Source organism: Alcaligenes sp. 1735tsa3, assembly GCF_024134565.1.
GTDB lineage: Bacteria > Pseudomonadota > Gammaproteobacteria > Burkholderiales > Burkholderiaceae_B > Alcaligenes > Alcaligenes phenolicus.
In genome coordinates, this window is the sequence record NZ_CP099862.1 from 933999 (window position 1) to 956221 (window position 22223).

The 22223-nt window shown below is 56.0% G+C and carries 22 protein-coding genes and 1 tRNA gene; 10 read left to right on the top strand and 13 right to left on the bottom strand.

Annotated features, from left to right (window positions below):
- Positions 1-56: 56 nt before the first annotated feature.
- Positions 57-995 (top strand): tripartite tricarboxylate transporter substrate binding protein BugE, encoded by a 939-nt coding sequence (locus NIZ92_RS04265; RefSeq protein ID WP_022983479.1) that lies wholly within the window; start codon positions 57-59, stop codon positions 993-995.
- Positions 996-1067: 72 nt separating this feature from the next.
- On the opposite strand, the gene NIZ92_RS04270 is transcribed toward NIZ92_RS04265, so the two are convergent.
- Positions 1068-3356, bottom strand: a complete 2289-nt coding sequence (locus tag NIZ92_RS04270; protein ID WP_035271015.1) for an NADP-dependent malic enzyme — start codon at positions 3354-3356, stop codon at positions 1068-1070.
- Between the two features lie 143 nt (positions 3357-3499).
- On the opposite strand from NIZ92_RS04270, the gene NIZ92_RS04275 reads away from it, so the two are divergent.
- Positions 3500-4501: a LysR substrate-binding domain-containing protein gene (locus NIZ92_RS04275; protein WP_083054089.1), complete on the top strand. Its 1002-nt coding sequence runs from the start codon at positions 3500-3502 to the stop codon at positions 4499-4501.
- Positions 4502-4721: 220 nt separating this feature from the next.
- On the opposite strand, the gene NIZ92_RS04280 is transcribed toward NIZ92_RS04275, so the two are convergent.
- From NIZ92_RS04280 to dctP, 6 genes are read right to left on the bottom strand one after another with little or no spacing between them, the layout of a single operon-like run.
- On the bottom strand, positions 4722-6206 hold the full coding sequence (locus tag NIZ92_RS04280; RefSeq protein ID WP_254002747.1) for an aldehyde dehydrogenase: 1485 nt from the start codon (positions 6204-6206) through the stop codon (positions 4722-4724).
- A complete protein-coding gene (dapA, locus tag NIZ92_RS04285; RefSeq protein WP_254002748.1) occupies positions 6207-7094 on the bottom strand; it encodes a 4-hydroxy-tetrahydrodipicolinate synthase in 888 nt (295 codons plus the stop codon).
- 35 nt (positions 7095-7129) lie between these two features.
- Complete coding sequence (locus NIZ92_RS04290; protein WP_035271006.1) at positions 7130-7780, bottom strand: GntR family transcriptional regulator; 651 nt, start codon at positions 7778-7780, stop codon at positions 7130-7132.
- A 24-nt stretch (positions 7781-7804) separates the two neighbouring features.
- Positions 7805-9124 (bottom strand): TRAP transporter large permease subunit, encoded by a 1320-nt coding sequence (locus tag NIZ92_RS04295; RefSeq protein ID WP_254002749.1) that lies wholly within the window; start codon positions 9122-9124, stop codon positions 7805-7807.
- On the bottom strand, positions 9121-9642 hold the full coding sequence (locus NIZ92_RS04300) for a TRAP transporter small permease subunit (RefSeq protein WP_254002750.1): 522 nt from the start codon (positions 9640-9642) through the stop codon (positions 9121-9123). Before NIZ92_RS04300 ends, NIZ92_RS04295 begins: the two co-directional genes overlap by 4 nt.
- A gap of 26 nt (positions 9643-9668) precedes the next feature.
- Positions 9669-10727, bottom strand: a complete 1059-nt coding sequence (gene dctP, locus NIZ92_RS04305; protein ID WP_254002751.1) for a TRAP transporter substrate-binding protein DctP — start codon at positions 10725-10727, stop codon at positions 9669-9671.
- Between the two features lie 552 nt (positions 10728-11279).
- Here dctP and NIZ92_RS04310 point away from each other — a divergent pair.
- Both NIZ92_RS04310 and NIZ92_RS04315 read left to right on the top strand, forming a co-directional pair.
- Positions 11280-11354, top strand: a tRNA-Arg gene (locus tag NIZ92_RS04310).
- 967 nt (positions 11355-12321) lie between these two features.
- The gene (locus NIZ92_RS04315) at positions 12322-12801 is read left to right on the top strand and encodes a low affinity iron permease family protein (RefSeq protein ID WP_115634146.1); all 480 of its coding nucleotides are present in this window, start codon (positions 12322-12324) and stop codon (positions 12799-12801) included.
- Between the two features lie 27 nt (positions 12802-12828).
- On the opposite strand, the gene NIZ92_RS04320 is transcribed toward NIZ92_RS04315, so the two are convergent.
- Positions 12829-13440, bottom strand: coding sequence for a hypothetical protein (locus tag NIZ92_RS04320; RefSeq protein WP_035270998.1), 612 nt, complete (start codon positions 13438-13440; stop codon positions 12829-12831).
- Positions 13441-13765: 325 nt separating this feature from the next.
- Between NIZ92_RS04320 and NIZ92_RS04325 the strand changes: the two genes are divergently transcribed.
- Positions 13766-14191, top strand: a complete 426-nt coding sequence (locus NIZ92_RS04325; RefSeq protein WP_009461311.1) for a PACE efflux transporter — start codon at positions 13766-13768, stop codon at positions 14189-14191.
- A 62-nt stretch (positions 14192-14253) separates the two neighbouring features.
- On the opposite strand, the gene NIZ92_RS04330 is transcribed toward NIZ92_RS04325, so the two are convergent.
- Positions 14254-14643 (bottom strand): helix-turn-helix domain-containing protein, encoded by a 390-nt coding sequence (locus NIZ92_RS04330; RefSeq protein ID WP_203145041.1) that lies wholly within the window; start codon positions 14641-14643, stop codon positions 14254-14256.
- Between the two features lie 151 nt (positions 14644-14794).
- Between NIZ92_RS04330 and NIZ92_RS04335 the strand changes: the two genes are divergently transcribed.
- Complete coding sequence (locus NIZ92_RS04335; protein WP_009461315.1) at positions 14795-15406, top strand: NAD(P)-dependent oxidoreductase; 612 nt, start codon at positions 14795-14797, stop codon at positions 15404-15406.
- Positions 15407-15422: 16 nt separating this feature from the next.
- On the top strand, positions 15423-15902 hold the full coding sequence (locus NIZ92_RS04340; RefSeq protein ID WP_083054084.1) for a nuclear transport factor 2 family protein: 480 nt from the start codon (positions 15423-15425) through the stop codon (positions 15900-15902).
- Positions 15903-16123: 221 nt separating this feature from the next.
- On the opposite strand, the gene NIZ92_RS04345 is transcribed toward NIZ92_RS04340, so the two are convergent.
- The 3 genes from NIZ92_RS04345 to xerD all read right to left on the bottom strand — a co-directional run bounded on the left by NIZ92_RS04345 (position 16124) and on the right by xerD (position 19055).
- Positions 16124-17347: an MFS transporter gene (locus NIZ92_RS04345; RefSeq protein WP_137431373.1), complete on the bottom strand. Its 1224-nt coding sequence runs from the start codon at positions 17345-17347 to the stop codon at positions 16124-16126.
- A gap of 301 nt (positions 17348-17648) precedes the next feature.
- Complete coding sequence (ybaK, locus tag NIZ92_RS04350) at positions 17649-18143, bottom strand: Cys-tRNA(Pro) deacylase (protein ID WP_035270993.1); 495 nt, start codon at positions 18141-18143, stop codon at positions 17649-17651.
- 15 nt (positions 18144-18158) lie between these two features.
- Complete coding sequence (gene xerD, locus NIZ92_RS04355; RefSeq protein ID WP_254002752.1) at positions 18159-19055, bottom strand: site-specific tyrosine recombinase XerD; 897 nt, start codon at positions 19053-19055, stop codon at positions 18159-18161.
- A 176-nt stretch (positions 19056-19231) separates the two neighbouring features.
- On the opposite strand from xerD, the gene modA reads away from it, so the two are divergent.
- From modA to NIZ92_RS04370, 3 genes are read left to right on the top strand one after another with little or no spacing between them, the layout of a single operon-like run.
- A complete protein-coding gene (gene modA / locus NIZ92_RS04360) occupies positions 19232-19981 on the top strand; it encodes a molybdate ABC transporter substrate-binding protein (RefSeq protein ID WP_026485228.1) in 750 nt (249 codons plus the stop codon).
- Positions 19982-19999: 18 nt separating this feature from the next.
- Positions 20000-20680 carry a molybdate ABC transporter permease subunit gene (gene modB, locus NIZ92_RS04365; protein WP_009461324.1) on the top strand — a complete coding sequence of 227 codons (681 nt, stop codon included), beginning with the start codon at positions 20000-20002 and terminating at the stop codon, positions 20678-20680.
- Positions 20677-21378: a sulfate/molybdate ABC transporter ATP-binding protein gene (locus NIZ92_RS04370; RefSeq protein ID WP_035270991.1), complete on the top strand. Its 702-nt coding sequence runs from the start codon at positions 20677-20679 to the stop codon at positions 21376-21378. Before modB ends, NIZ92_RS04370 begins: the two co-directional genes overlap by 4 nt.
- Here NIZ92_RS04370 and NIZ92_RS04375 read toward each other — a convergent pair.
- Positions 21368-22180 carry a TOBE domain-containing protein gene (locus NIZ92_RS04375; protein WP_254002753.1) on the bottom strand — a complete coding sequence of 271 codons (813 nt, stop codon included), beginning with the start codon at positions 22178-22180 and terminating at the stop codon, positions 21368-21370. The genes NIZ92_RS04370 and NIZ92_RS04375 overlap by 11 nt on opposite strands.
- Between the last annotated feature and the right edge of the window lie 43 nt (positions 22181-22223).

The window sequence follows — 22223 nt, forward strand, 5'->3', positions numbered from 1 at the left end:
TGATAGAGAAGTTTCCCAAGAAATTTGCGCTGCTATCCCTTTGTGCAAGTTTGTCCATGATCGGCACGGCTAATGTCGCTCATGCTCAAGCGGATTATCCGAATCAAGCGATTCGCGTCATTGTTCCTTTTGCGCCAGGCGGCTCCACCGATATTGTGGCGCGCATTGTGACCAAGGGCATGAGCGAAGTGCTGGGCCAGTCCATGGTGGTAGAAAACAAGGGTGGTGCCGGTGGCGCTATTGGAGCGGCAGAAGCGGCTCGCGCCAAACCTGACGGCTATACCTTGTCAATTGCCACCATTTCGACTCTGGCAGTAAATCCCGCTTGCCGCCCCAATGATTTGCCTTACGACCCCTTGAAAGACTTTGTGCCGGTCAGCAACTTTGCCAACCTGCCCAACGTGATCGAGGTGAACCCCAAATTCCCGGCACAGAACTTCAAGGAGTTCGTGCAGCAACTGAAAGACAATCCAGGTAAGTATTCTTACGGCAGCTCGGGCACTTGCTCGGTGCTGCACTTGTTTGGCGAAGCCTTCAAGCTGGAAACTGGCACCGACATCGTGCACGTTCCTTACCGTGGTGCCGGCCCGGCTGTAACGGATGCGGTCGGTGGCCAGATCAATGCCATGTTTGATAACCTGCCTTCGTCCATGGCCCAGATCCAGGCTGGCAACTTGCGCGCATTGGCTATTGCCTGGCCCGAGCGCCTGCCTGCTCTGAAAGATGTGCCGACCCTGGCTGAAGAAGGCTACCCGCAGCTGAACAGCCCGGCCTGGTATGGTCTGCTGGCTCCCAAGGGTACGCCGCCTGAAATCGTTGCCAAGCTGCATGCCGCTGCTGCGGAAGCCTTGAAGAAACCCGAAATTATTTCGGCTCTGGAAAAGCAGGGGGCAACACCGTCGGGTAATTCGCCTGAAGAGTTCGCCAAGGAAATCAAGGAGCAGTACGACTGGGCCCACGACGTGGTCAAGAAAGGCAATATCAAGCTGGAATAAGCCTTGGACTTTAAATGTTAGCTATAAAAAAACCGGCCTGCACAGGCCGGTTTTTCATTTCAGCCCCAAGGCCTAGCCACGATTGGCTTGCAGCACGGTCAAGGCCGTCATATTAATGATGCGGCGCACGGTCGAGCTGTAAGTCAGGATGTGTACAGGAGCATTGGCGCCCATCAGGAAAGGACCGATGGCCACGTTGCTGCCGGCAGCAGTCTTCAGCAGGTTGTAGCTGATATTGCCAGCGTCCACGTTCGGGCAGACCAGCAGGTTGGCCGAGCCTTTCAGCGAAGAGTTAGGCAAGGTGCGGCTGCGCAGGGCTTCGTCCAGCGCGCAGTCGGCGTGCATTTCGCCGTCCACTTGCAGCTCGGGAGCCTGTTCCTGAATCAGCTTCAGGGCCTCGCGCATCTTGGGACCGGAAGCGGCCGAGTCCGAACCGAAGTTGGAGCGCGACAGCAGGGCGACCTTGGGTTCCAGGCTCAGCGTGCTCAACATACGGGCGGCTTCAATCGTGTATTCCGCAATTTCCTGTGCGTTCGGGTCGTCGTTGACGTGCGTGTCAGTCAGGGCAACGGTGCGCTCGCCCAGCAGCAGGATGTTCATGGCGGCGTACACGCTGGAGTCGGGTTTGCGACCGATCATCTCGTCGATGTAGCGCAGGTGGTTGTGGTAGGAACCGATCGTGCCGCAGATCATGCCGTCGGCATCACCCAGGTGCACCATGGTCGAGCCAATCAGGGTCAGGCGGCGACGCATTTCCACGCGAGCCATTTCCTTGCTGATACCGCGACGGCACATTTTTTCCCAGTAGGTGGTCCAGTACTGGTGGAAACGGTCGTCAGACTCGGGGTTGGTCACTTCCACATCCACGCCCAAGCGCAGGCGCAGACCAAATTTCTTGATGCGGGACAGCAGCACGGCAGGGCGGCCAACCAGAATCGGGTGGGCCAGCTTCTCGTCCACAATCACTTGCACGGCACGCAGCACACGTTCTTCTTCACCTTCGGTAAAGACGATGCGAGCCTTGCCGCCTTCGCGCACCAATTGCTTGGCTACGGCAAACACGGGCTTCATGAATGCGCCGGAGTGGTAGACAAACTGTTGCAGCTTGGCGATGTAGCCTTCCAGGTCAGCGATAGGGCGGGTTGCCACGCCTTCTTCCATGGCGGCTTGAGCCACGGCGGGGGCGATGCGCACGATCAGACGTGGGTCGAATGGCTTGGGAATCAGGTAGTCGGGGCCAAAGCTCAGGCCGTAACCACCGTAGGCTGCGGCCACGGCTTCGTCTTGCTCTTCTTCAGCCAGAGCCGCAATCGCGCGGGCAGCAGCTTTTTCCATGCCACGGGTAATCGTGGTGGCGCCCACATCCAGCGCACCGCGGAAGATGTAGGGGAAGCACAGCACGTTGTTGACCTGATTCGGGAAGTCCGAACGGCCGGTTGCCATGATGACGTCATCGCGAGCGGCTTTGGCGACTTCAGGCAAAATTTCGGGGGTGGGGTTGGCCAGCGCCATCACGAAGGGACGGTCTGCCATTTTCTGCAGCATTTCAGCTTTCAGTACGCCACCGGCGGACAGGCCCACGAACACGTCAGCATTTTCGATGACATCAGCCAGCTTGCGTGCTTCGGTTTCTTTGGCGAAACGGGCCAGTTCAGGAACCTGGTGACCAGGGCGGCCTTTGTAGACTACGCCGTCAATGTCGGTGACCCAGACATTTTCTTCGGGCAGGCCCATGTCCACCATCAAGTCCAGGCAAGCCAGCGCGGCCGCACCGGCACCGGAGGTCACAACCTTGATCTTCTTGATATCTTTGCCGACCACTTTCAGGCCGTTCAGGAAAGCCGCCGTCACGCAAATGGCGGTACCGTGCTGGTCGTCGTGAAAGACGGGGATGTTCATGCGTTCGCGCAGCTTGCGCTCCACTTCAAAACACTCGGGTGCCTTGATGTCTTCCAGGTTGATGCCACCGAAGGTGGGCTCCAGACCGGCGATGATATCCACCAGCTTGTCGGGATCGGTTTCGTTGATCTCGATGTCAAACACGTCCAGGCCAGCAAATTTCTTGAACAGAACGGCCTTGCCTTCCATCACGGGTTTGGAGGCCAGGGCACCAATATTGCCTAGACCCAGCACAGCGGTACCGTTGGAGATCACGCCCACCAGATTGCCCCGGCCGGTGTAGCGGAAGGCGTTTTTCGGGTCGACCACGATTTCTTCGCAGGCGGCAGCAACACCAGGGGAATAGGCCAGGCCCAGGTCACGTTGGCTGACCAGGGGTTTGGTCGCGGCAATGGTGACTTTGCCGGGAATGGGGAACTCGTGGTAATCCAGGGCGGCTTGTCGATCTACAGGTGAACTCATCGTGTCCTCTTGCTCAGGCGCCAAACAGGTGTTTGGTGAAATCCAGGGAAGGCGTGGCGAATAGTGCGCCAGCGCCGGCTTTCAACAAGTGTAGATAATTAAACAGTCCGCAGTATTAGGGCTTATTATTGCCCTATTAGTAAATGCTTATAGATAGGGGTAAAGGCTTGGAAACAAACGATATCGCCCATCGCCTGGTACAACGACTCAGGTTGCGTCACCTGGCTCTGCTGATCGAAATCGACCGCTTGGGCTCGCTGACCAAAGTGGCGGATTTAATGGCGATGACTCAGCCTGCGGTCACTCAAGCCTTGGCCGAGGTGGAGCAAGTCTTTGGCACACCGCTATTCCTGCGTTCATCGCGTGGTATGGAGGCAACAGCGCAAGGGCAGATCGTGATTTCACGTGCTCGGGCCATGGTGCAGGACATGGAGTTGTTGAGTCTGGACTTGCAGGCGCACAGCATGGGGCGGCAAGCACATTTGCGGCTGGGGGTGATTCCCCTGGTGTCCGGCAAGCTGGTTTCCACGGCCTTGCGGGCAACTCGCCCTCAAGGGCAGGTCGTGTCCGTCAGCATCACCGAAGGGCTAACGGAAACGCTGCTGGAACAACTGCGTGATCACGCTTTGGATGCAGTGGTGGCGCGCAGCTCTCCGGACTTGAATATGAAAGGGCTGCGCCATGAAGCCTTGTACGCGCAGCAACCACGCCTGATTGCCAGCCGGGAACTGGCGGGGCGATTGGGCCGACGCAAGTTGGATTGGGCGCAATTGCAGGATCTGGACTGGATTCTGGGACCGCGCAATACCCCGATGCGGCGGCAGGTGGCGAATCTGTTTTTGCGGGCAGGCTTGTTGGAGCCGGTGCCCAGTGTGGAAACCTCTTCACCCAAGCTGATCGGTGAACTGATCGTGAATCACTCCCGTGCCGTGTCTGTGGTCCCGACCGAAATTGCTGAAGAACTGGTGCGCGTGTCCGGCGTGGCGATTGTGCCGTACTCCTTTGAGTGGGGCTTGTCGCCTATCGCGCTTTTTACGCGGGTGGCCGGCCAGCAGCGTCCGGTGGACAAGCTGTTCGCACAGGAGCTGAAACGGGTGTGTACTGATAAGACGGTGCCTTTGGAGCGGGGGGCTTTTTTCTACTAATGTCGTTCTGTCTGCTGCGGGCTGATTGCTAGTGTTACACCGTGAGCGCCCTATGCCGAGCGGGCAGGGCAAGGGCTGGAAGCAGGATGTCATACCTGCTCAAAAAACCGGAGCAGCTCAGTGGTAAGAACCACCCCCCGCTTGTATGCCCAGGAGTCTGGAAGGGGGGGGCGGTGTGCAGCGCCCGGTTGATTGATGCCGGGGCTATGCAAGCAGTGGCTTACTGGTTCACATACCAGATGGCCTTGGTTTGCTGGTACTGATCCAGGGCTTCCATTCCCTTGTCCTTGCCGCCAAAACCGGACAGTTTGAAGCCGCCAAAGGGCGCGGTGATATCACCTTCGGAAAAGCCATTTACCGAAACGGTGCCTGCCTTGATTTTGCGCGAGACACGCTGCGCCCGCCGTACATCAAGCGTGTAGAGGGAGGCGGCCAGGCCATATTGGGTATCGTTTGCCAAGGCGATGGCTTGCTCTTCTGTCTCGAAGGTCGTGATGGCCAGAACGGGGCCGAACACTTCCTCCTGGAACAGGCGGTCTTCCGGGGTGATGTGATCGAAGATGGTGGGCTCGATATACCAACCACTGCCCAGGTCACTGTGAATGCGCCCCCCATGAACCAACTTGGCGTTTTTGCCGGGGTTCTGCAGAAAGCTGGCCACTTTTTCAAAGTGCGCTTGTTCTACCATCGGCCCGATAGACACATCCGGGTCCGTAGGCAGACCTACTTTCCAGGAGCTTAGCCCCTGTTTGAGTTTTTGCAGCAGCGTGTCTTTCAGGCTGCTGTGTACGATCAGGCGGGAGCCGCAGCTGCAGTTTTCGCTCATGTTCCAGAATGCGGCCGCCAGGATGGACGGAACTGCTTCGTCCAGCAGGGCATCCTCAAAAACGACCTGGGGGCTTTTCCCGCCGCATTCCAGCACGACCTCCTTCAGATTGCTTTCTGCGGAATACTTCAGGAACAGGCGGCCCACTTCGGTGGAGCCGGTAAACGACACAATGTCCACGTCCCCGTGGCGTCCTAAAGGCTCTCCGACTTCCTCGCCTGTGCCTGTGATCAGGATCAGGGCTCCTGCGGGAACGCCTGCCTGATGTGCCAGCTGTGTCATGCGGTAGGCGCTCAGGCTGGTTAGCTCGGACGGTTTCACAATGACCGAGTTGCCGCACACCAGCGCAGGGGCAACTTTCCAGGCGTACATTTGAGCCGGGAAATTCCAGGGCAGGACGGCCGCCACCACACCAATGGGCTCCTTGGTGATCAAACCCAGTGCGTCGGAGCCGGTTGGGGAAATTCGACCAAAGCATTTATCGGCCGTCTCTGCATACCAGCTGAAGGTATCGATGGTGGCGGGCATGTCGGTGTTCAGGCATTCAGTAATGGGCTTGCCTGCGTCCACACAATCAAGTGCGGCCAGTTCCTCGGCGTGTTGCTCCAGCAAGGCCACCCATTTGAGCATGATTTTTTTGCGTTCTGCCGGAGACAACTCAGACCACTCGCCGGACTCAAAGCTTGTGCGCGCGGCAGCGACCGCCGCTTCTACATCCGAGGCTTGGCCGGCAGCGATTTTGCCAATTACGGCCAAGTCGATAGGGCTGACGTTATCGAGCAGGGCCGAAGCCGTGGTTTGATAGCCAGGAATCAAATGGGAAGCGTGCAGCTTTCCGGCGCGGGCCAACTCAAAGACAGTCTCTTGTTGCGTGGGCATTCAAGCCTCCTGTTCTACTTGATAAGCGTTGATCTGGGCCAGGAAGTCATCTCGTTCCTGCGCGTCGACTGGCAGCAGAGGCAAGCGTACCGAACCGACATCAATGCCGTGACGCACGCAGCCCAGTTTGGCTTTCTGGTTGTAGTTGCCAGACTCCATGGCGGCAATGGCGGGCAACATGGCGGCCATCATGCGACGTACCGTGTCCCAGTCTCCTTGCTCGGCGGCTTTCAGCATTTGGACCTGCTCGGCAGGAAACACATTGGCCCCGCCACTGATCCAGCTACGAACTCCCCAGAACAGGAAATCGGCTGCCTGGTCATCGCAACCACAAACAACCTGGAAATCGGGCAGATTGGCATTGACCATGGCAACCACCCGGCTGAAGTTGCCGCTGCTCTCCTTGATGCCCACAATGTTCTTGACCTTGGCCAGTTCGTAAACGGATTCAAGCTCGATCTGGATGCCAATGCGTGCCGGGAAGTTGTACATGACGATGGGCAGTTCAGTGGCCGCGGCGACCTCCTTGAAATACGCCACCACTTCATTCTGGCCGGGCAGGCTGTAAGGGGTGGGAGAGAGCATCAGTGCCTTATACCCTAGCTCTTCCGCTTCACGGATTCGGCTGATGGCTTCGGCAGGCGACATGGAGTTCACGCCGGCAATCAGTGTTGTACGGCCACGGCCAGTTCTGGCAACAATCTCCAGCACGCGGCGACGCTCCTGTGCACTGAGCGCGTAGTATTCGCCCGTGGTTCCACAAGCCACGATACCGCCTACTCCGGCTTCAATAAAGCACTCAACCAGACGTTCCAGCGCAGCTTCGTTTAACTGGTTGTTGGCGTCAAAGGGGGTAACGATGGGAACGAGGATTCCGTTCAGATTCATGATGTCTCCAGATTATTAATAGTTGATCTATCGGTTTATTCAATGACTTTGCGGGTGAAGGCGCTGAGGTAGGCCATCAGCGTCTCGGAGCCCTGCAAGGCCTGTTCGGGGTTTCCATCCTGGATGCCTTCGGCCAGGGTCAAATGAGCTTGGGCTCCGGCCTCCAGGTCCCCTTCATATTGATAGGCGTACCAGAACCGTCGGCACTGAACGATCATGGGAGTGACCGCTTGCACAGCAAAGGTGTTGCGACAGGCCTGGTGGATGACTTCGTCCAGATGCTGGTCGGCTAGCATGTAGGCGTCGATATCCTTGGCGTCGGCAGCATCCACCATGGCCTGGGCGTGACCGAGCAAGGCGCTGCGCTGGGCTGGAGTCGCCCAGCGGGCGGCGCCCTGCACAATCAGGCGCTCCAGGACACGGCGCGTTTCAATCAGAGTCAGATGTTCAGCCACACGGATTTCACTGACACGCAGGCCGCGGCGGGGCTGTTGCTCGATCAATCCCAAGGCCACCATGCGCATCAGGGCTTCACGCAAGGGGGTGCGTCCCAAACCTGTCATTTCCACCAAATCACTTTCTACAATGGCCTGACCAGGCTCCAGTTTGAGAGTGGCAATTAACTGCTCAATCGCTTGATAGGCGATTTCAGCGGCACGAGAAGAGGGGGTGGGGGCGCTACTCACGGAGACTCCAATATAAAAATTGCGTTAAAAGCCGGATACTTGCTGGGGTAGCCAGGTGGCAATCGCCGGAAACAGGGCGACGATCAGCAAGGTCAGCAATTGAGCAAGAATAAACGGCACTACACCTCGACAAACTTGTCCGTAGCTCATGTCTTTCGGGGCAATGGACAGCAGGTAGAAAATGGAAGAGGCCAGAGGCGGTGTCAGATAGCTGGTCTGAATGACAACGATCACCATCACGCCAAACCATAAGGGGTCCAGCCCGCTTGCCACAATAAAGGGCAGGAAAAGCGGAACGCAAATCAGCACGTTCGCTGTCCAGTCCAGTACAAAGCCCAGCAGAAAGACGATGCCCAGGAACAGGATGATCGTACCTGTACTGCCCAGTCCCAAGTCGCTGGTCAGCATCTGTACCAGCTTGGCACCTCCATTGGCCGCGAAGGCGCCGGTAAACATGGTGCCTCCCGCCACGATCAGCATGATCATTGCCGTAATGCGTACCGTAATCCGCAAGGCTCCACTGAAAACTTCCCAGTTGAACTGACGGTAGAAGATACAAAGAACAGCGGCGGCGGCAGCGCCCAAGGCGGCGGCCTCGGTGGGTGATGCGATCCCTTTCATCAGGGAGCCCAGAACAGCGATGATCAGCAGCATCATGGGAACCAGACCACGCATTGTGATACTGATTTTTTCCCCTAAAGGTCGGCGCATATCCTCGTCATCTGCCCGTGGGCCCAGCTCCGGCTTGAGGGTGGTGGCGATCAGGATATAGGCCACAAAGAGCGTGGTCATCAACAGGCCCGGAAAGAGCATGGCAGCAAACAGCTCGCCAACCGGAACCTGTGCCAGGGAGGCATAGACGACCGCGACCACCGAGGGAGGAATCATGGTGCCCAGGGAACCCCCGGCGCAGATCGTGCCCGCGATCAGCGAGTTGTTGTAGCGAAAGCGCTTCATGGCCGGGATGGCCATCAGCCCCACCATAATTTCTACCGCGCCAACCACGCCTGCTGCAGCGGCAAAGGTCGCCGCCATGGCGATGGTGGCAATGGCCAGCCCGCCTGGCAGGCCGCCCAGCCATAACTGCATGGTGCGAAACAGGCGTGCCGCAATGCCCGAGCGCTCCAGCAGGGCTCCCATCAGCACAAACATGGGAATCGCTGACAGGATATGGTTGGTGGCCGCTCCATACAAAGCACCATACATCTGGTCAAAGACCATGGGGCCAAAGGCGTACCAACCGGCCAGAAAAGCGGGCAGGATCAGCGCAAAAGCCACGGGCATGCCCTGAAAAATCAGCAGGAACAGAGCAGGGAACATCAGTCCGGCGATCCATAAATTCATGGGTTCACCTCGACGTCAGCAGTGTTCTGTTCTTTGACCGCACAGCGCAAGCCATGGGCCAGCAGTTGCAAGGTAAAGGCGATCAGGCCAATGGCAATGCAGGCGTAGAAGGGCCACATCACCGGGGCCCAGGGGCTGACCATTTCGACCTCGTTCAGCTTCCAGGCCATCCAGGCTTTGTGTATCCCGACTTTGCTCAAGATGGCAAACAGCGGAAACAGCACCAGCAGGTACAGGAGCACGTCAGACACACGGGCCAGGGGCTTGGGCAAGTGCTTGCGAACCACATCAATGCTGATGTGTTCGTTCTGACGCATCACCCAGGCCATGCCCAGCAGAAAAATAGCCCCATTCATCATGTACGCCACATCAAAGGCCCAGACGGTGGGGGCATGCAGAACATAACGGGCAAACACTTCCCATACCATGGCGGTTACCAGGATTGCCGCCGCCATTTCCGCCAGCCGAGCGCTTGCAAGAGCGATAAAGTCGATCAGTTTTGAAATAGGCTGCAGCATGGCAGCTCTCCTTCAGAAAGTGGGACTTAGTCTCGGATCAGGTAATTGCTTTCACTGCGCCAACGGTTCAGAAATCCGTCGTAATCAGTCAGCAAAATCTTCATGTAGTCGTTGCCCGATTGCGCTTGCGCTTCGGCTTTCTTGTGTACCCAGTCATTGCCAGCATCCGCTAACTGCTTGATGAAGGCAGGGTCCAGAGTGATGACTTCATTGCGGCCTTGGCGGTACTTCTCCATGGCTTTGATGTCGGCGTTGTAGAAGTAGTCCAGGGACTGGTGGGTGGTCAGTTCGGCAGCGGCCTCGATCAGTTGTTGCAAATCGGTCGGCACTTTATCCCAGGTTTCCTGCTTCAGGACGACTTCCCACATAAAGGTGGGCTGATGCACACCAGGGACCACAATGTATTTGGCGGCCTGATGAAAACCTTCGGGGGTATTGGAGGAGGGGGTAGCCCATTCCACCGCATCGACCCCTTTGCGCTGCAACAGGGTGTACGTGTCGCCGGGTGGCACCACGGTGGGAACGGCACCGAAATAGTCTTTCATTACGTCCGCCCAGGCACCGGAAGTGCGATATTTCAGGCCTTTCAAGTCCTCTGCAGTTCGGATGGGGGTGTTGGAGTGGGCCAGCACTTCCGTTGAACCCAAACCGACAATCATGGTTTTGAGACCGTTTTTGGAACGCAGCTCCTGCAGTTTTTCCTTGCCGCCGCCTTCATACAGCCAGACGCGATAAGCATCAGGTCCCATGCCACCGGGGTAGCCAGCAAAAATGGCATTGGCCGGGTCCTGGTTGACCAGGTAGCTGGAGGTGGAGTGCCCCGCCTCTACCACGCCGGTCTCTACCGCTTCAAAAACTTTAAGGGCGGGAACAATAACACCTGCTCCAAAGGGCTGAATCTCGACACGATCCCCCGTCATGAGCTTCACGTTCTTTGCAAAACGCTCCAGAAAATTCTGATAAAACGGGGAGCCTTCGGGTACGGAAGTTGGTACGCGCCAACTGATTTCGGCCGCTTGCGCCGAGGCCATGCTGCCCAGCAGAAACAGGCCGGCCAGGGTGGATGCAACAAGTTTGGATTTCATGTTTGTCTCCGGTGGTTTTTTTATAGTCCAGCTCCGTCGCAGGCTGGCGGCCAGCGTCAAAGCATGGGATGGATCTTAATATTTTCTAAATATATTAACAACATATTTATTTTGGGGTTTGTCCTAGAAAGCGCCGGAGGTGGCTTGCTGATTGGGTTTCGGTGTTCGTTTTGGATGGTGGAAGGACAGGGTAAGGGCGTTCCAGACCTGGTTTTGACGCGGATTTTCAGCGGTGAAATCATTCGTGATGCGGATTTTTTCATGCTTGTTTGAAGCACTGCGGGGTAGCCTTGTTGAGCTGTTTCAATCCTTTCGTCCCCGCGGTCTAGCTGGTACACTTTGCGACTGCTTTTTTAGAAGCGCACGGCGGCAGGACAGGGTCTTTGGACCGTTCTTTTGCTGTAGCACTTTCGGTAGCAGCAGGCAGGAAAATAGCTGGTTGTTTACGAACAAGAGAGGGCGTCGAATCTACTCTTGCGTGTTGTAAAGCCTGGATTCCTGCGGTGCATGTAGTGTCTGGCCCGCCTGGGCCCACTGCGCAGACAAGCCACCGGGCCCATAGTTAAATGGATATAACTTTCCCCTCCTAAGGGAAGATTGCAGGTTCGATTCCTGCTGGGCCCGCCATTCTTATGCATGACGCCTGCCCGGCTTCATGGTCCTGAAGGCTCGTTCTGATAGGCCGAGCTTTGATATCCCACTTGATGATTAGCATCCTGTGCTTTTTGCGCAGGGCTGTTCGTGCCCGCTCGTTTTCTTTTTTCGAGCCAGCCCTGTTTTGAGCAACAAGGCTGGCTTGAGCACCTGACTAATCGTTCATGATGACAATTCAAGAGTCATGCGCGCTATGGAATGCGGGAGGCGCTAATGGAACGGTCGATTGTCAAAGCCCGGAGATGAGCTTCTGGGGTTCTGTTGCTGTCCCCATGTTTTGCCGGGATTTCTTGTTGAGGACAGATAGTCATCTACATTCCCGGTCCAGAGCTTGAATCCCAGACAACTTTTCCATTTGTCTTGTTGATAAAGCCAGTGAGTTTGGCAAACGGAGCAGCGAAACAGGCTCTGTGCTCCCTGGTCTCCATAGTCCTCTGTTTTGGTGACGCGTTCCATATAAGCATGCTTAGGTGTATGCGCTTTGGAAAGCGGCAGAGTCTGGCACAAAATACACATGGTTTTATGGTCAATCTTGCCCACTTCTTGCTCCTTTTTAAATAAAGGCTATGGGAAATAGCGTGTTTTAAAAAAAGACAGCAATGTACTTTCTACAAAAACTATCAAACTGAAAGCAAGATAGTCAGCCCGCATCTTACAAATCTTGTTGGGGCTTGGGTAGTGTCAGCTGTAAAAGGATATTTCGTTCGCAAATACCCGTAAAAAAAACAGAGGAGTTCTTGGCTATCCTTGCATCAGACAAGGGGATAAGGCTGGGTCAAATCGTTTGGCTGGCTTGTCGTCGGTGTGACTCAAGTCGGTGGCAGGAAAATCAGGTGTGTCCTTGATCGAGCTCTGTTTGAATTTTGCCCAGTTTCGTTTTTATTTGAAATATATGAGGCGGGCTCCCGACTAAACTGCTTTTATTTATAAGGAATTTGCCATGAAAAACGACAAGCGTTCCTTGGAAAAAGACCCGTTTTCCTCCTCTGCGTGCAAGCAGGAGGAGCCACCCGTGGTTAAACCTTGCAAGCCAGATTCTGTAGACAGTTTGTTTGACTGCTTTGCCAAGACCGTGACCCGCTTTGCCGGCTCGCCCATCATGTTCTCTGTTGCTGTTTTAGCCGTGCTGGTCTGGGCCTTGTCCGGGCCTTATTTTAATTATTCGGAGACCTGGCAGTTAATTATCAATACCGGAACCACGATTATTACTTTCTTGATGGTGTTTTTAATTCAGCAAAATCAGAATAAAGATAGCAAGGCACTGCATATAAAACTTGATGAGCTGATTATTTCACTGACAGATGCCAATGAGCGCTTGATTGATGTTGAGGAGCTGGATGAAAAACAGCTCAAGAAATTGGAGGCCTATTATTCCTCCATCGCGTTGAAAGCACGCCGACGTCTGGACGGCGATACATAAAGATAAAAGGGCCTTGCGGCCCTTTTTTTACAGCATCTTGTTGCGTTGCTGCTCGGCCCGCGAGGCCCCGATCGGCGTTTCGACTTGCTTTTGCTCTTCTGGCGGAGGCAGCACGGCAGGAAATCCCAAGGATTGAATCCACAGCTCGCGAGACCATCCCTGGGTATGGTACAGGTGATGGCCCTCATCGGGAGCGACGGCGTCATGAGCCTGCTTGAGCAATGTTGCCAGTTTCTTGTCTTTGCTCTGCTCGCCAACCAGGCCAATCAACTGCCAATTCAGATGGTCTTTGGTTTCGGCCAGAATGACACATTCGGATGCGACCAGCTCTGCCGCTTTCGGATCCCCTGCCTGTTTGGCCAACCCCATGGCCTTGACCAGTGCAGAGGCGATCTGTTTCAGTACTTGTCGGCCGGGTGTTTGTTTGGCGGGGTCCAGTGCCAGCTCCTCAAAGATACTTTTCAGCACCTGTTGGTGTGTCAGTGTTTCTTCCAGGTAGCCTTCCCATTCTTTTTTCAGGTCCGCGTTATTGGCACAGGAAATGGCCGCTTTATAGACTTGCTCCCCACCCAATTCAGTTTCCAGGGCTTGATACAAGAGTTCATGCAGCTGTTCGGTGTTGGCTTTATGTAATGTCATTGTTCGCTCCAGTCCAGAGGTTGAGGGTTGGAACTGACACCATAAATGCTGCGGGGCGTACAGATTATGCGATTTGATGAGGAGTGATACGGGCTGTGAATGGCGTAAGGCTTGGGTAACAATATTGCCCGATCGGGTTTGAAAAGGGTTATTGGAGCTGCCCTGCAAACCGTCTGCTTGCCTGTGGTAGGATTGTGCGCTTTATCGCAGCTTCGATGCGGGCTGAGGGCCTGTGCATCGGATTTGCCACTCCATTTTTGAACGCATCGTCTCGTCCGGCTGAATCTCTTTCAGTGCCAGGCTGATGCACCGCAGCAGGGTAGTCATGACACTCCAGGGTTGGAAACGCCGCGTTTTTTACGTGGGTTTGTTCGAGTTTTTTGCCATTGTTTTTTCTTCTTTCTTGCTGGCGTACTTTGCCGGTGGGGAGGCTTCAGAGTCCGCGCCCATTGCTGTGGCGATCTCGGTGATTGCGATTGTCTGGAACTACGTGTTCAACACGGCGTTCGAACATTGGGAATCCCGCCAAGCTGTCAAAGGCCGCAGTCTGTTGCGCCGCAGTGTGCATGCCATCAGCTTTGAGGCTGGCCTGGTGATTGCTATCGTGCCTTTGTATATGTGGTGGTATCAGGTCGGCTTGCTGGAAGCCTTGCGTATGGAAGTAGCCATTCTGGTGTTCTTTCTGATTTACTCCTTTATTTTCAGCTGGACCTTTGACCGGGTATTCGGTTTGCCGGCCAGTGCGGCTTGACCCCGTCGTCCAAGAAAAAGCCGCGTAATGCGGCTTTTTTTGTTTCTGCTGGATTGGCTTTCTCACTGCACCTGAGCTTCCCGCCGCGCCTGACAGATACGGGCGTGGTGTACGTCTGCCCACTTCACCAGTTCTCGCATAGGTACCAGAAAAGACTGCCCCAATTCGGTCAGCGTGTATTCCACGCGGGGCGGTACTTCGGCGTATAAGGTCCGTTGTACAAACCCATCGGTTTCCAGCCTTTTGAGCGTACGCGAGAGCATTTGACGGGAAATATCACCGATTTCCCGACCCAGCTCATTAAAGCGCAGGGTGCCCGGTGCCAGCGATTCCAGGATCAGCAGGCTCCATTGGTCGCCAATCCGATCCAGTACATCTCGGATGGGACAGGGTTGTTCAAATTCTTCCTGAATGGGGCTGGAAGCCAATGTGGCTGCGCTTGATGAGGACATGGTGGCTTGCTTTCCTGTGTTCAATAGTCACTTCCGTGTGACCTGGTATGGCCTGCGTGACTTCTTGTGGACTGTCAAAAAACTGTCTAGCATCACGCTTAATGGTCTACTTTATAGACCAGGTCTTTATTTGAGCACACAAGGAGCTGTTATGTCTCGTATTGCATTGATAGGTGCTTCTGGCGAAGTCGGTTCGCGCCTTTTGAAAGAACTCTCGGATCGCGGTCATACGGTGACAGCGATTGCTCGCCATACTGAAAAAATTGCCAGCCTGCCCAATGTCACCGCAGTTCAGGGCGATGTGAATGATCTGGATGGTTTGATTGCGCTATTGAAAGGGCACGATATTGCAATTAGCGCGGTTCGTTTTGCGTCGTCAGATCCTTCCAAGCTGATTACGGCGGTTCGTGCGGCCGGTGTGCCTCGTTATCTAGTGGTAGGCGGTGCCGCCAGCCTTGAAGTGGCCCCCGGTCAGCGATTGATTGATCAGCCTGCGTTCCCGGACGCTTACCGGACCGAGGCCTTGGGTGGCATTGCCTTTCTGGATCAGTTGCGTCAGGAAAAAGAACTGGATTGGACTTTCCTGTCGCCCTCGGCAGAGTTTGGCCCCGGTCAGCGCACAGGCAAATTCCGTATCGGCAAAGACAGCCTTTTGGTCTCCGACCAAGGCAGCAAGATTTCTTATGAGGATTACGCCATCGCTTTGGTGGACGAGATTGAACGTCCTGCCCATTCGCGCCAGCGCTTCACCGTAGGTTATTGAATAGGGAGTGGGACTGATGAAAGGTTTAATCCGATGGGTATCTCCAGTTTTATTAGCGGGCTCTTTCTTGTTGAGCACAAATGCAGCGTTGGCTGCCAATTCGCCGACTCGTGATGTGGCTCAGGAAGAGAGCAATCGCAAGCTGGTGGTCGATTTTTACGACAGCTTCTTTAATAAGCATCAGGTGCAGGAAGCGGCGGCGGTCGTAGCTGAGGACTATATCCAGCACAACCCGGAGGTGCCGGACGGAAAAGCGCCTTTCGTGGGGTATTTTGATGGCTATTTCAAAGAGAACCCGCAGTCTCGCGCACGGATTGTGCGTAGTGCCGCAGACGGCGATCTGGTTTATCTGCATGTGCATTCGACCAATGGCAAGGCCGATCGCGGGCAGGCTGTGATGGATATTTTCCGGGTGCAAGACGGCAAGATTGTGGAGCACTGGGATGTGATTCAGGCCGTGCCGGAGCAGGCGGCCAATAGCAATACCATGTTCTAAGCTCACTATTCGGGCAACCCGTTCTTTACCACCGATAAGGCAGCAGCCTTGCGCGGCGCCGTAAGGGGGCAAGACTTTGCCCCGTTATAACGAGGACTTATGCTTACACCAAATAAAAGACCCGCCAGCCATGGCGGGTCTTTTTGATAAGGGGGTAAGCGGAGTTCTTCTTTGGGCAACCGTTTGTGCTGTTGCTTGGTGAAGTTTCGATTGCGAGTTGTCTAAGCCGCCTGCATCTTGATCTTGGCTTCGCGAATCGGCAGGTTGACGATGGCCGCCAGTACGGCCAAGACAATATCAGCCCACCACATCCAGCTGTAGTCACCAAAGCGGGTCAAGGCGATACCCCCCAGCCATGCGCCCAGAAAGCCGCCGATCTGGTGCGAGAACAAGGCCAGACCAAACAGGGTTGCCAGATAGCGCGTGCCAAACAGCTTGGCGACGATATTGGCGGTAGGGGGCACGGTAGCCAGCCAGGTCAGCCCCAGGCCGATGGCAAAGACGTAAAACACCAGATCGGTTTTAGGCATCATCAAGTACCACAGGATCAGCACGGCGCGCGAGGCATACATCAGGGCCAGCACGTATTTGCTGCGCCAGCGGGCAATGCAGGAGCCGGCGGCAATACTGCCAAAGATATTGGCCAGGCCGATCAAGGCCAGCGACCAGCTTGCTACCGAAGGTGGCAGCCCGCACAAGTCAATTTCCCCCGGTAAGTGGGTGACCAGAAAAGCAATGTGAAAACCGCAGGTGAAAAAGCCCAGACTCAGCAGCAAGTAGCTGCGATCCTTCATGGCGCTTTTCAGTGTCTCGGCCAGACCGGGACCGCTGACAACAGGAGCTGGGGTGGCTGCGGCTTTTTCGGGCTTGCTGCCCGGACTTAGCTTGCGAATCAGAGGCAGGGTCAGCAGGGCGGTCAGGGCCAGAACCCAAAAGGTCGACATCCAGCCGACCCAGCCGATCAGCTTTTGCACCACGGGGGCAAAGACGAACTGCCCGAAGGAGCCACCGGCATTGATCAGGCCCGAGGCCTGACCGCGGGCGTGATCCGGAATACGTTGGGCGGCAGCGCCAATCAAGGTGGAGAAACTGGCCGCGCCCGAACCAATATTGGCCAGCAGGCCCAGCGTCAGGGTCAGCCCGAGCCCGGTACCAATAAACGGCGTTACCGCACAGCCCAGTGCCAGAATCAGAAGGCCCGCGATCAGAACCCGGTCCGGGCCCCAGCGGTCGGAGCAGGCACCGGCAATAGGCTGGATGGCCCCCCAGGCAAGTTGGCCCACGGCCATGGCAAAGCTGATGGACATGATGCCCATGCCGGTTGCCTTATCAATGGGGCCAACGAACAGGCCAAAGGATTGGCGTATCCCCATGGTAACCATCAGGATGCCAGCAGCCGCCAAAGTCACCGTCATGACGGCGGGCTGGCGCAAGGATTGAAACATGGGGTCCCCTCTTATTATTCAGGTTTGAATTATCTGGCGAAATGTCACACAGGTGCAATCTCCTGCTTTTGTGAAGAGTGATGGAGCGGACAGTGTTGTAGTCCGCTGCTATCCAGTTCCAGTTCCAGTTCCAGTTCTAGTTGCGGGAGGAGGAGGAGGTGGTGGTGGTGGCTGCGCGTGGCAGGAAGTGCAGGGAGCAGAACCAGGCTGTTTATTGTGACGTTTGAGGGTTCAAGCAATTGCGTGACAAAAAAAAGACGGGCTGACTGCGCCGTCTTTTTATACCTGCTGCCAAGTAAGATCAGCCTTTTTCCAGGCCAGCCTGTACTGGGCGCGCCCCCAGCTTGTCGATCAGAACCTGGGGATTGATACCCAGCAAATAGCCGCGTCGGCCACCATTGATGTAAATGGTGTCAAACTCCAGCAGTTCTTCTTCCAGCCATACGGGCATGGCCTTGCGGGTGGCAAAGGGCGAGGTGCCGCCAACCATATAGCCCGAATGGCGTTGAGCCACATCCGGTTTACAGGGGGCGATCTTTTTCGCGCCGGTTTGGCGGGCCAGATTCTTGGTGGAGACCTCACGGTCGCCGTGCATCACGATGATCAGGGGCTTGGCGCTTTCATCTTCCATGATCAGGGTCTTGGCCACCCGGTGCAGGTCCAGACCCAGCTGGGCTGCCGCTTCCATGGCCCCGCCATGATCGACATAGTTGTAACTATGCTCGGTAAAGGAAATGCCATTTTTACGTAGCCACTGTGTGGCCGGTGTTTCGCTAACGTGTTTTTCTTTAGCCATATCTTGGTAGTGCGCTCAGGCGCGTGGATGATGGGCTGCGTGCAAGGCTTTCAAGCGCTCACGTGCCACATGAGTATAAATCTGGGTCGTGGAAATGTCGGCGTGTCCCAATAGCATCTGCACCACGCGCAAGTCGGCGCCGTGATTGAGCAAATGGGTCGCGAAAGCATGACGTAAAACGTGCGGCGACAAGGGGGCCAGAATACCGGCCTGAACCGCATATTTCTTGACGATCAACCAAAAGGATTGGCGGCTCATGCAGGTACCACGCCCTGTAATAAATACAAAGTCGCTGCGGCGCTGGCCCAGCAAGGCAGGGCGGGATTCCTGCATATAGCGTTCGATCCAGTGCAGGGCCTCCTGCCCCAAAGGCACCAGCCTGTCCTTGCCCCCCTTGCCCTGGTCGATGCGCAGCACGCCATCGCTCAGGCTCAGGTTCTGCAAGGGCAGTTCAGTCAGTTCCGTGACGCGCAAACCGCTGGCATACAAGGTTTCCAGCATGCAGCGATCGCGCAGCCCCAAGGGATTATGTATGTCCGGGGCAGCCAGCAGGCGTTCTACCTGTTCTTCGGACAAGGTGTGCGGGACGCGTGGGGCCTGTCGGGCGCTGCTCAGTTCCAGGCAGGGGTCGTCCTGCCGCATGCCTTCTTGCACCGTCCAATCGTAAAAGCGGCGCAAGGTGGCCAGCCTGCGGTTGGCCGTGCTGGCCTTGCTCTGACCGGTCTGGCTGGCCATCCATTCGCGCAGATCGCCGGCTTCCAGTTGCTCCAGTGGCTTGCCTTCGCGCTCTTGCTGAGCCCATTCCTCCAGGCGTTCCAGATCCTGCCGATACGCTTGTTGGGTGTTGGCAGACAGGCCGTCCTGCAACCAGAGCATGGTGATGAAATCGGAAATCAGACTGGCTTGCGTCATGGGGATGGAAGAGTCGTAAAGCGTGCTTTTGGCAGCCGGAATGAAGCTGGAAAGCCATCATGCTATCACTCCGAGATGATGAGCTTCATTCAGCAGACGGGTAGATTTACGCTATATACCTATATATATTTCCTGATTATACTAATTCGTTACACCTGCCCTTGGAGGAGAAAACAATGTTCAAACGTGTCGTATCGGTCGCTGCCTTATCCCTGTTCTTGCAAGGCACCGCGCAAGCCGATGAATTGGTTGTGGCCGCCGCCGCCAGTCTGACCAACGCCTTCAAGGAATTGGCTGGCCAGTTTGAGGCAGAGCATCCCGGCACCAAAGTGCTGACCAGCTTTGCGGCATCGGACGTGCTGTTGCAGCAGATCGTCAATGGCGCTCCTGTGGATGTGTTTGCCTCGGCCGACCAGAAAGCCATGAACAAGGCGGAAGAAGCCAAGGCTGTGGATCCTGCTACCCGCAAGAATTTTGTACAGAATCAGGTTGTGCTGATTGTGCCGACAGATAACCCCGCCAAAGTGAGCAACGCTGGCGATCTGGGCAAGGCAGAAGTCAAACGTGTGGCTTTGGGTAACCCGGCTGTTGTGCCTGTAGGCCGCTACACCCAGGCTGCTCTGGAAAAGGCCGGTCAGTGGGATGCAGTCAAACAGCGTGAAATTCTGGGCCAGAACGTGCGTCAGGTGCTGGATTATGTCGCTCGTGGTGAAGTGGAAGCCGGTTTCGTGTTCGCGACTGACGCGGCCATCATGAAAGACAAGGTGGAAGTGCTGGAAGTGCTCAAGACCACGGAACCTGTCACTTACCCGATCGCCTTGGTGCAGCGCGAAGGCCGTAATGACAAGGCTCAGGCTTTCCAGGATTTCGTCATGTCTGAATCCGGACAGCAAGTGCTGGCAAAATACGGTTTTGCCAAGCCTTGATAGGATTTTGATCGTCGGATGACTTCACTTTGGATTCCTCTGTGCTTATCGCTCAAGGTCGCCGGTTGGGCGACCTTGTTTGCCTGTGTGCTGGGTATAGGAGTGGCCTATGCCTTGTCGCGCTGGCAGTCGCGCTGGTGTGATCTGCTTGATTCCATCTTGACCTTGCCCATGGTTTTGCCGCCTACCGTCATCGGCTATTACCTGCTGGTCTTGCTGGGTCGGCGCAGTGCCTTTGGGCAATGGCTCTCCAGCATGGGCATTGAGCTGGTCTTTACCTGGCAGGGGGCGGTGATTGCCGCCACTGTCGTGGCCTTTCCCATGATTTTGAAGGCCGCGCGTGCGGCTTTTGAGGATGTGGACCCCCGCCTGGAAAATGCGGCCAGCGTGCTGGGTCTGAAGCCCTTGGCCATCTTCTTTCGTGTCAGCCTGCCTTTGGCAGCGCGTGGCATCATGGCAGGCGTTTTGCTAGCCTTTGCCCGCGCCTTGGGCGAGTTTGGCGCTACGTTGATGATCGCGGGCAGCATACCGGGGCGCACCCAAACCATGTCCATCGCCATTTACGAGGCAGTCCAGGCAGGGGAGGATCAGCAGGCATTGGTGCTGGTCGCTATTATTTCGATTACCTGTGTGCTGGTCCTGTGGAGTACCAGTGCCTTGTCACCCCGTCACGTACGCCGTAAAAGAGGGATGCAATGAGCCTGACTGTACAGATTCAACGCACCGTGGTCAGCGAGGCCCGTCATTTCGACTTGAATATTCAGATTCAAACCGAAGCCCGTCATATTGCCCTGTACGGGCCTTCGGGTTCGGGCAAGTCCTTGACGGTGCAAAGCGTGGCGGGCTTGTTGCGGCCCGACCATGGCCGCATTCAAATTGGCGATCAGGTCTATTTTGATTCTGAAAAAGGCATCAACCTGAAACCACGCGAGCGTCGGGTGGCGTACCTGTTTCAGGACTACGGCCTGTTCCCGCATCTGACGGCGGCACAGAATATTTGCTTTGGTCTGAACACGGGCTTGTTCAACCGCTCCGTGCGAGACATGCCTGCGGCTGCCCAGCGTTGGGTAGAAGCGTTTCAGCTGGAGTCGGTATTAAGCAGCTATCCCGCCCAACTGTCGGGCGGGCAAAAGCAGCGTTGTGCCTTGGCGCGAGCCTTGGCTATTGAACCTCAGCTGCTTTTGCTGGATGAGCCTTTGGCGGCCCTGGATCAGGACTTGCGTGCGCGTTTGCGGGCTGAACTGGCTCAGTTGCAAAGCCAGATCGATATTCCCACTATCCTGATCACACACGATCCTGAGGATGCCAGGGCCCTGGCCCAAGAGGTCTATCGTATTCGCGATGGACGCATTATCGAATGCTGTACCAGCGCGGATCTGGAAGTTCTTACAGCGTAGCGATCATCACGCTGGATGCCTTGAACAGTGCATAGGCGGATTGGCCTGCCTCCAGGTGCAAGCGCTGTGTGCTGTCCAGGGTGATGCTGGCGGTGACTGTCAGGCCCTGTGGCAGTTCCAGACGTACTTCTGCATTAACGGCACCAGTAATGACGTCGGTAATGGTGCCGGGCAGTTGATTGCGTGCGGACAGGGAGTTACGGGTGTCGCCCGTGCCAATCATGATCGAGGACGCTTTCAGAAAAGCCAGAACCTTCTGCCCTTCACGCAGGCCCAGGTTTTCCGTGCTTTCTCGTGTGATGGACGCGACCACGATTTGGCCCTGGCCAATATCCACATGAATTTCGTCGTTGACGGCTCCCGTTTTAATCGTGGTAACGATACCGGGCAGTTGGTTGCGAGCCGAAGTTTGCATGATCATGGTTTGGAGTAACTCCATTTGAGTCGCCACGGAAGGCATTAAACGACCAATACGGCTCATGAAGCGTTGATGCAGCCGGTCGTAGGTTTGATACAGCTCCAGCAGTTCGACGGCTTTGGGAGTCAGGGTGGCACCGCCACCACGATGACCGCCCGTACTGCGCAGCACCAGAGGTTCGCCCGCCATATTATTCATGATGTCGATGGCGTCCCAGGCCGCTTTGTAGCTGATGCCAATATGACGGGCAGCGGCAGAGATCGAGCCCTGCTCGGCAATGGCGGCCAGCAAGGCCATACGGCGGGCGCTACCCCAGGTATGGTCGCCAGTGCGCAGCGACAGGCTGCCGGTTAATTCGGGATTGGGGGTGTTTGAACTAGACATGGTGATAAGTGTAAGGGCGGGAACAAACTAGGGATAGAGCGCC